Source organism: Staphylococcus marylandisciuri, from assembly GCF_025519785.1.
Classification (GTDB): Bacteria; Bacillota; Bacilli; order Staphylococcales; family Staphylococcaceae; genus Staphylococcus; species Staphylococcus marylandisciuri.
Genome location: NZ_JAOPKZ010000037.1, coordinates 1 through 680, shown reverse-complemented (window position 1 = coordinate 680; position 680 = coordinate 1). Strand labels below are relative to the sequence as shown.

Here is a 680-nt window from a genome sequence, read left to right as displayed (position 1 = left end):
AGTAAGTAAGATAGATTTTACCAAGCAAAACCGAGTGAATTAGAGTTTTTAAAAGCTTGAATTCAAAAATAATCGCTAGTGTTCGAACGAACACTCACTGATTAATAACTGGTGTGTTTGAGTTGAGCTAAGTAAGTGACTGCGACTTCGAAGTGAAGCTGAAGAAGCATGCGAGCGCTTGACTCAAAACAATATGCTTTGAAAGAAAGCGATTGTCAGGCGATGAAACGAGCTAAGAAGTAAAGGAGCTTACCTATGTAAGTGACTGCCACTTCGAGGCGAAGTTGAAGAAGTATGCGAACGCTTGACTCAAAACAATATGCTTTGAAAGAAAGCGATTGTCAGGCGATGAAACAAGCTAAGAAGTAAAGGAGCTTACCTATGTAAGTGACTGCCACTTCGAGGCGAAGTTGAAGAAGTATGCGAACGCTTGACTCAAAACAATATGCTTTGAAAGAAAGCGATTGTCAGGCGATGAAACGAGCTAAGAAGTAAAGGAGCTTACCTATGTAAGTGACTGCCACTTCGAGGCGAAGTTGAAGAAGCATGCGAACGCTTGACTCAAAGCAGGATAGATTAAGTTATTAAGGGCGCACGGTGAATGCCTTGGCACTAGAAGCCGATGAAGGACGTTACTAACGACGATATGCTTTGGGGAGCTGTAAGTAAGCTGTGATCCA

At 42.2% G+C, this 680-nt stretch carries 1 rRNA gene; it reads left to right on the top strand.

Going from position 1 to position 680, the window contains the following annotated elements:
- Window positions 1-574: 574 nt before the first annotated feature.
- A 23S ribosomal RNA gene (locus N9R04_RS11275) occupies window positions 575-680 on the top strand; the annotation flags it as partial.